The following is a 7356-nucleotide window of genomic DNA, read 5'->3' on the forward strand; positions in this document are numbered from 1 at the left end:
AAAGACAAGCTTTGCTCCTAGCCAGGGACTAAACATGCCACCGGCATGTTTACCCTCTCTTTCGTGCAGCCTCTGACTGCGTTGCATTCAGAGGCGTGTCGCAAAGACAAGCTTTGCTCCTAGCCAGGGACTAAACATGCCACCGGCATGTTTACCCTCTCTTTCGTGCAGCCTCTGACCGCGTTGCATTCAGAGACTTAAGTTTCCTTGCGTTAACTCATGGTCGAAAAATATGCCACGCAATGTGGCATCCTTGGTATATGCGGAGGCCTTTCTGACGCTCCTAGGCCGTAGCCTCGACCATGACGCATTCCGCTTCGCTCTTGCGCAGCGAGAGCTCGTACCCGCGAACAGTGACCTCGATGGGGTCGCCCAAAGGCGCCACCTTGCGCACCGTCACATCGACGCCCTTCGTGATACCCATGTCCATGATGTGGCGTTTGATGGCCCCCTCGCCGGACAGCTTGACCACTTTGGCGCTTCCCCCGATGGGGATATCGCGCAATGTCGTCATATTCCTCCTCCTCTCATTTTTTGATGCTGCCATGTGTCGCCGCTCTGGGTAATGCGCCTGATGAGAAGCACGACTTCGGGTTTGTTCCCGCGCCTCCCTATCGGTCATACTACGACGACGGTTTTCGTCTGCTGCGCTTTCCGGCAGGAAAACGGCAGACCGAACAACGCACGCCGCGTAAGCGGCGCGCATATGGTTCCCGTATTACGCGGACACGATGATTTTCATGCCCACTTGCCTGTCGAGCGCGACCTGCGCGCCCTTGACCTCCACGATGAGATTGCCTGCGTTTTCGCACACCACCGTAACCTGTGCACCCTCCACGAATCCAAGGTTCTCCAGATGGTGATGCATCTGATTGTTGCCGCGAATCTTCATGATGGTGGTCGTCTGCCCCGCAGCGGCGAAAGCAAGCGGCAATTGAGGCGTGCTCACGCCGGAGCTCTGTGCCCCCGCGATGCTTGATTTCATGGCCGCTCCATCCATGTCTGTACCGCCTATCGTAGATAGCCTTAGTTAACTTACTCGCATAAGGTAACACAAGGCTAACAAAAATGGAACCCAAAGGTTACTTTTTTATTTTTGGCGGCATCAAGAAGCAAAGACCCTGAATAGACAGAGGCTCTGGACAACCCAGAGCCTCAGAACGCACGTTTTTTGTTTGTTGGACTACAACCGATGACGGCTCGGCATTACGCAAATAGCCCACTACGCTGACTACTGGCCAACGAAGCAATCATCGTGCCTTAAGCAACACCTTTTTTGGCCTTTATCTTTGGTAAAAACTCCTGAAGGATTTCTTCTCCCCTTCGCTCCAACTCACGCTCAACCTCAGGAGGCAACTTAGGAGCATCCTTAGGGTCAAGATCGTAGCATGTGTCATCCATGACCATGTAGAGCTCCTCTGCCATTACCTCAACCTCCTAAATTCAAACAAGCGATGCAGCTTATTCTGTTCAATCAGCCATTCCGCCGCTTTTATTTCCGCAAAATCAGCGTAGGTCTCTTTTAGGCTATTGTATCGCTCTGCGAGCATATCCACCACAACTTCACTCTCAACAGCGATGAACCAAACGCTGCCGTCATGGCCGACAACAACTGAACCTTTGACGAAAGAGTAGGATGATGCCGTAAAAAGATCTCTATAGGACGGCGGAAATCCGCCCGGATGATTATGGACCGTAACAACACCTGCACGGCATTTCTTAATTTTACCCATCTCGCTGGGTGAAAAGCCTGTTCTTTTTCTGCCGGGTAGTCGCCCAAGATTGTCTGCTACAAGTGCTCCCGTCCGTGCGTCAACAGCCACCATATATTCGAATTCTGTTCCATTTGCCGCTCGCAGTATGCGTCCCGCTTGCCCGTACAAGCTATTCGATACTTGTCTGGACAGTGGCATTTCTTCAAACGCATCACGAAAAGCTTTTGTGTTCACCACAGACGATACCGAAAGACTATTGACCGTGCGAGACATCGGTACAAGCGGCTCATTCTGCCTCATTTCTCTCATATTTATCACGCGGGTTCTAGGTGGAGGACGAGACGGCAGCCTCCTGGGGTTTCGAAGGTCAACCACGGAGATGCGTCGGCGTGAGAGGCCTTGCCAGAACGTGCGAAATCGTTAGGGCGGGGAGCACCGCCCTGCTTGCGCGATGCGAGATTCGCCGTGACATCAGGCCGTTGCCCTTGGGCAAATGTCGAGGTAATCATGGGGATAGGCAAGCTCATGACGGGGCGCATTCCCTCGTCCGAAGGCGCCGCCGAGCCGCTTGACCCAAACGACTGAACGCCAGACGAAGCCGGCGAAGGCGGCACCGCTTCTTCTGGATCGTCCAGCACATCGCGTTCGAAATCATGCATGCATCCATAGCATACGGGCATGTCATCAAAGCAAAGCGATTTGCATACAGGGCAGGTTTTCATGGGTCATCCTTTCGTATGACGGCGCTGCCGCGACACGTGACAGCGCCTCTGTCGCATTCGTAAAACAAGAGGCCGCACCGGTCTACACCCGCGGCGCAACATTGAAGAATCCGTCACCGCGCTCAAGCCATTTGCCCGTTTGAAAAGGCCGCTCCACCACCATGCGGGCATCGGCGTGGCGAAGGCGCCTTCCGGGCATAACGCGTCGATGGACTGCAACGACTGAACCCGCCGCGTCGATGAACGCAGCATCGATAGGACCTTTCATACCGAACGTGTGAATGTCACGGCAGGGCACCAATACAGCGCATTCGTCATCACCGTTAAACCCCTTCAACCCACGGAGTCTTTCGGCAATACGAGAGAGCACCCGCACTTTTCGCCTGGCACTACCGCCGTCCGAGCGATTCTCCTTTGCCCCAGGTGCGTCAACTCTCATGGTAGCTTCGCAATCGGCGCCATACCTCGTAACGGCTTTATGCTCCGCGCTACCAGCTTTTACCTCGCCCCTCCCCTTTTTGGCGGCTTCCCCCTGAGGAGTGCGCCTCGTAGGCTGCGCTCGCTGAGTTCGTCGCGTTCGCTTGGCGGGCATGGCGCGCTTCTGCTCCTCTGCGCGCTTTTCACGTGCATCCCTCGTGCTATCGCTTGCACCTGTTTCACGCCGATTGCTCATATCACCACTCCCTTTCTATACGGACTCACCGTCATGCTTACTTCGTGCTCAAGCGAGGGCACGCTGATGCCGAACACGCTCACACCTTGCAGAAATGGCGGCGAGAACGCCGTCGACGCCGTATAGCGCACATGTCCCGGACCCGTACGCTCGCAAGTCACCTCAACGGCCTCATGGTCCATCGCCAGGCCCTCTTCGATGCGCGCCCGCACCTCGGCCGCACCCTGCGCCCCCTCATAGCCGTCATCGGCCTGCAGGCGAATAGCGTCACGCGCTACGATGTCGAACGCCGTGCAATCCCCTACAAAGATGAGCGCGTTGACGACGATGAACGCAATCGCCGCCATCACGGGCAATACCACCGCGGCTTCCACGGTCATCTGCCCACGCATGTCGTGCGCGAAACCTGCCCTATGGCGCCGACGAATCAGGCCAACATCTCGACGCGCTGTCCGCGGAGACGAAGATTCCCCTTTCAACGCCAGGATTGCCTGCGCGACCGGGCCATCCCCCTTTGCCGCCACATGGCTGCTGTTTGCGACAACAGGTTTGGCGGCAGAAGTATTGGCAGGCTCAAGGCCCACCGAAGCGATGGCATCCATGAGGGCGTCTGATGCCCATGGACCCAGCCCGCTCGCGCTCGCAAGGGGAATGCCGTCGAGCATGTTCGACACGCCGTCGGTCAGGCCTTCCACCCCTGATCCGTACGCGTCCAGAAGCGTGCCCCATATCCCGAGCACCGCATCGCCCGCATCCGTCAGCGGCGGACCGATATCCTCCTCGACTCCATCGAGGAGCGAGGACAACACGTTTTCATCCTGGTCCTCCACCATGATCGCCGAGGAAACCGCCGCGAACGATCCAGCAGCAGACGGCGCACTGAAGAACGATGAATCAACGGGGGCGGAAGACGCATCGAACGCATACGCCGCCAACGCGCCGAATCGTCCAGGCGGATACGCCTCCACCCGTCGCGCCGCCACATCTTCGAACGCTTCCATGATGACGTCCAGGCTTTCGCCCACGAAATCCTTGACCTCCTGCGCGGCGGGCAGTGCCACCGCTTGCGCCGCGCAATAATCCTTCGCCGCGCGGGCCACCTCGCGATAATGATGCTCGAAGCCGTTGTCGATCGACGTGGAAGCGGCGGCAACCTTGCCGAGCGTCGCCGCGTCGAACTGGCACACGGGGCATTTCTCGTAAGCTCCCGACTCGAATTCCGCCAGCGAGCCCGCCCCTTCCACAGACCCCTCGATTCCGGGACACCCCGCATACGCATGCAAAGCGCCGCCAGCAACCGGATACGCCTTTTCGGTATACAGACGTGTGCCGCGCATGCCATCGGTATTGCTGAAGAACTCAGGGAAATAGATGTCCGGAGGCGATACGCCGTCATCGACCGCGCGCGCCGATTTCAGCTCCTCGATCACATACTCGTAGAACTTCGCGCGCATCGCGCTTCTCACCTGCTCCTCCACCGAGTCGGACAGTGGAGCCTCCTCCGCCGCCCGATGCGCGTAGTACGCCTTGGCGCGCGCCAGCGCGTCGGAGAACGACCACGTGTCCACGCTGTGCGCAATGGGATTCTCGGCCGTGGTTATTCCCGATAGCACCGAAGCGCGCTCCGCCATGCAGGGCGAAGGGTAGTTGCCGCAGTCATGCTTCCAGGCGCGAATGCGCGCATCCGCCGCTTCTTGCGCCGCCTCCTCCGCCTTTTGGGCGGCATCGGTTATTTCCGCCCCGGTTTGCGGCGCATCCTGAGCAGCCTCTTGCGCGGCATCAGAAAACCCCACATCAACCTCAGGGGCGTCGGAAGGCACCAGCTCTATATAGCCGATGCCCGAGCCGTCGATCTCGGCGCCGTTCTCCTGCAGCACTGCCTGCGCCTGAGCCTGCGCGGTCAGGGGAAGCGCGTCCTGAGCGGCATCGAGAACCTTCTTCTCGGCGCGGGCGACATCATCCCTTTTCTCGAGAATCGCCTTGCCCGCATCCAAAAACTTCGCCCCCGCCGATGCAGCCGCCGGCACGCAGCAGCACACCGTTCCCACGCCCAACGCGGCAAGACCCGTAAGCGACATGGTGAGCAGCGTCGCATCGGCAACGCGGACGGACAGCACGAACTCGGCGACCTCGTTCTCGGCCGCAAGCGCAGCGGCATCGCAGGCGGCCTGGACGCCGGCCGCCTGCGATTGAGCGCGCGAGGCCCAAAGGCAGAAAAACGCGAGGATGCACGACAGGAGGATGGCGATGGCGGCTCCGACGGTTGTGAGCCCCTGTCGATTGACGAAAATGTCGGTAAAGCACTCGACGCGGCGCGGAAAGAGGCCCCGAACCGAAGCCGGCAGTGCAAGCATTCTGTGAAACCCGACAATCCGCATCATGCCTTTTCCTCCCATCGTTCTATCCATGCCCCGGCATCGGCGCCAAGACGCGACTCCACCACCCACGAATCCAAAACCTCGGTCTGCCGATACACGTCCTGGATGAACAACCCGCCAGGACCCGTGAGGCCGAGAAAGCCCATCCCGGCACCAATCAGGGGCAACGGCTTAAGGGCATGCTCGATGCGCACGCTTGCGCGCTCCTGCCCCTCGCCGCCTGACAGCTCTACAGTCCAACTTCCCACATGAAAAATCGGGGCATCCGGCACGGCATCCAACCTTCGCTCGATAGCCGCGCGCGCCGCATCCTCATCTCCCGGCGCCAACGTTTCCATCACACGACACCCCTCGGATGCGGCCGCCTCCATGACGGTGCGGTCGTACAGAACGATCGCCGGCTGGACAAGCATCAGCATGGCAAGCAGGACGACAGGCATGAGAAAGGCCGCCTCAACCGTCGCCTGTCCTCGCAGGGCAAAGTCAGAACAGCATCGCATCCAGCACCCCCTTCGGAAGCCTGTGGGTGAGCGAGTCGAGCACGCCCTGGGCCATGCCCCCTTCGGCGACGGCGTGGGCAATCAGCGAAAACCCCACCGCCACAACAAGCACGCCCGCCACGACAAGCGCGTACTCGACCGTCCCCTGCCCAGCGCCGCAAGACGCCCGCAACCTGCTTAGAGCCCGTTGATGCCATCTGCGATGGCGGTCCATAGCTCCTGAAGCTTCGGGCGGAACAGCGTGATGGCAACGATGGCGATCACGACCAGCACGCCCACGAGAATCGCGTATTCGGTAGTGCCCTGCCCCTTCATGCAGATGGCTTTGGCATACGCCCCCGCAACGGCTTCGCGTCCCCGCTCTTTGAGCTGAGCGATCTTCTTCATGTCCTTTTCCTCCGTTCATCGTCCGTCATCCAATCAGTTCGAGCACCACGGGGCCCATCATCATGATGAGCATCGCGGGCAGAATGAGGCCCGCCGTGGGCGCAAGCATCTTGACCGGCGCCTTGGCCACCCGCTCTTCCATCTTTGCGCGATAGCAGCTGCGCGCCTCGCTTGACAGCACTTCCAGCATGCGCCCCATGGGACTTCCGTATCGGAGCGCACGCAGGGCGTTTGCCACAAAGCGCGAGAGCGACGGAACATCGAATTCCTCCGCCACGCCGCGAAGCGCCTCGTCGCGCTCCACCAGGCCGCTTTCCCAGCTTTGGCAGGCGCGACGGCAGGCAAGCGCCAACCGATCGTCGAACCGGAAGCTGTACAGTCGCAACGCGCTTTCGAACGAAAGCCCCGACCTCATTCCCAGCGCGATCGCGTCCAACATCTCGGGCACATGCCGCTCCACATCAAGCTGCACGCGTTCGCGTTCTCGCTTGCCGCGAATGCGCGAAACCGCAGCAGGCCTCAATCCCGCAGACGCCTCTCCGGCGAGCCCCGCCTCTTCACGCAAAGATTTCCTTCGCTGAGCGTCTTCCAACTCCTGCATCGCCCAGCGAGCCAAGGCGAATCCGGCAAGCGCAGCCAAGACGGCCGCAGCGATCAGAACTCCCACGTCACACCCCCTTTTTCTAGGCACATTTGGCAATCGCCGCAGTGAAACGACCACACCCGGCGCCCGTCGCAGCAAAACAACCCGCCTCGCGAACCCAGCATGCGGCGCATTCGCCCATGCAGCACATCCGCTTCGGCGCCCGCGACGTTCGGTCGCGCCTTACAACTCCACAGCGAGTATCCGCCGCACCAGAAGCACGCCTGCCGCCTGCATGGCGATGGCCAACGCCAGCACCGCCACGCCCTGGGCATCCGCAAAAAACGGATTCAGAAACCCCGGGCTTATCAGCGAGAGCAGCGCCAGCAGGAAAAACG

At 59.9% G+C, this 7356-nt stretch carries 10 protein-coding genes; all 10 read right to left on the reverse strand.

Annotated elements, in window-relative coordinates; genetic code table 11:
• Positions 1-283: 283 nt before the first annotated feature.
• Positions 284-514: a FeoA family protein gene (locus Q0J60_RS00905; RefSeq protein WP_294438318.1), complete on the reverse strand. Its 231-nt coding sequence runs from the start codon at positions 512-514 to the stop codon at positions 284-286.
• A 204-nt stretch (positions 515-718) separates the two neighbouring features.
• Positions 719-985 carry a FeoA family protein gene (locus Q0J60_RS00910; RefSeq protein WP_294438320.1) on the reverse strand — a complete coding sequence of 89 codons (267 nt, stop codon included), beginning with the start codon at positions 983-985 and terminating at the stop codon, positions 719-721.
• A 275-nt stretch (positions 986-1260) separates the two neighbouring features.
• Complete coding sequence (locus tag Q0J60_RS00915) at positions 1261-1425, reverse strand: hypothetical protein (protein ID WP_294438321.1); 165 nt, start codon at positions 1423-1425, stop codon at positions 1261-1263.
• Positions 1425-1988, reverse strand: coding sequence for a hypothetical protein (locus tag Q0J60_RS00920; RefSeq protein ID WP_294438323.1), 564 nt, complete (start codon positions 1986-1988; stop codon positions 1425-1427). Before Q0J60_RS00920 ends, Q0J60_RS00915 begins: the two co-directional genes overlap by 1 nt.
• Positions 1989-2519: 531 nt before the next feature.
• Positions 2520-2876 carry a DUF192 domain-containing protein gene (locus Q0J60_RS00925; protein WP_294438324.1) on the reverse strand — a complete coding sequence of 119 codons (357 nt, stop codon included), beginning with the start codon at positions 2874-2876 and terminating at the stop codon, positions 2520-2522.
• Between the two features lie 230 nt (positions 2877-3106).
• Positions 3107-5464, reverse strand: a complete 2358-nt coding sequence (locus Q0J60_RS00930; protein WP_294438325.1) for a hypothetical protein — start codon at positions 5462-5464, stop codon at positions 3107-3109.
• A 23-nt stretch (positions 5465-5487) separates the two neighbouring features.
• The gene (locus Q0J60_RS00935; protein ID WP_294438326.1) at positions 5488-5988 is read right to left on the reverse strand and encodes a TadE/TadG family type IV pilus assembly protein; all 501 of its coding nucleotides are present in this window, start codon (positions 5986-5988) and stop codon (positions 5488-5490) included.
• The gene (locus tag Q0J60_RS00940) at positions 5972-6160 is read right to left on the reverse strand and encodes a hypothetical protein (RefSeq protein ID WP_294438327.1); all 189 of its coding nucleotides are present in this window, start codon (positions 6158-6160) and stop codon (positions 5972-5974) included. Before Q0J60_RS00940 ends, Q0J60_RS00935 begins: the two co-directional genes overlap by 17 nt.
• A 5-nt stretch (positions 6161-6165) precedes the next feature.
• The gene (locus tag Q0J60_RS00945) at positions 6166-6375 is read right to left on the reverse strand and encodes a hypothetical protein (protein WP_294438328.1); all 210 of its coding nucleotides are present in this window, start codon (positions 6373-6375) and stop codon (positions 6166-6168) included.
• A 25-nt stretch (positions 6376-6400) separates the two neighbouring features.
• On the reverse strand, positions 6401-7042 hold the full coding sequence (locus tag Q0J60_RS00950) for a type II secretion system F family protein (RefSeq protein ID WP_294438329.1): 642 nt from the start codon (positions 7040-7042) through the stop codon (positions 6401-6403).
• Positions 7043-7356 lie beyond the last annotated feature (314 nt).

The organism is uncultured Slackia sp., assembly GCF_944321625.1.
GTDB lineage: Bacteria > Actinomycetota > Coriobacteriia > Coriobacteriales > Eggerthellaceae > Slackia.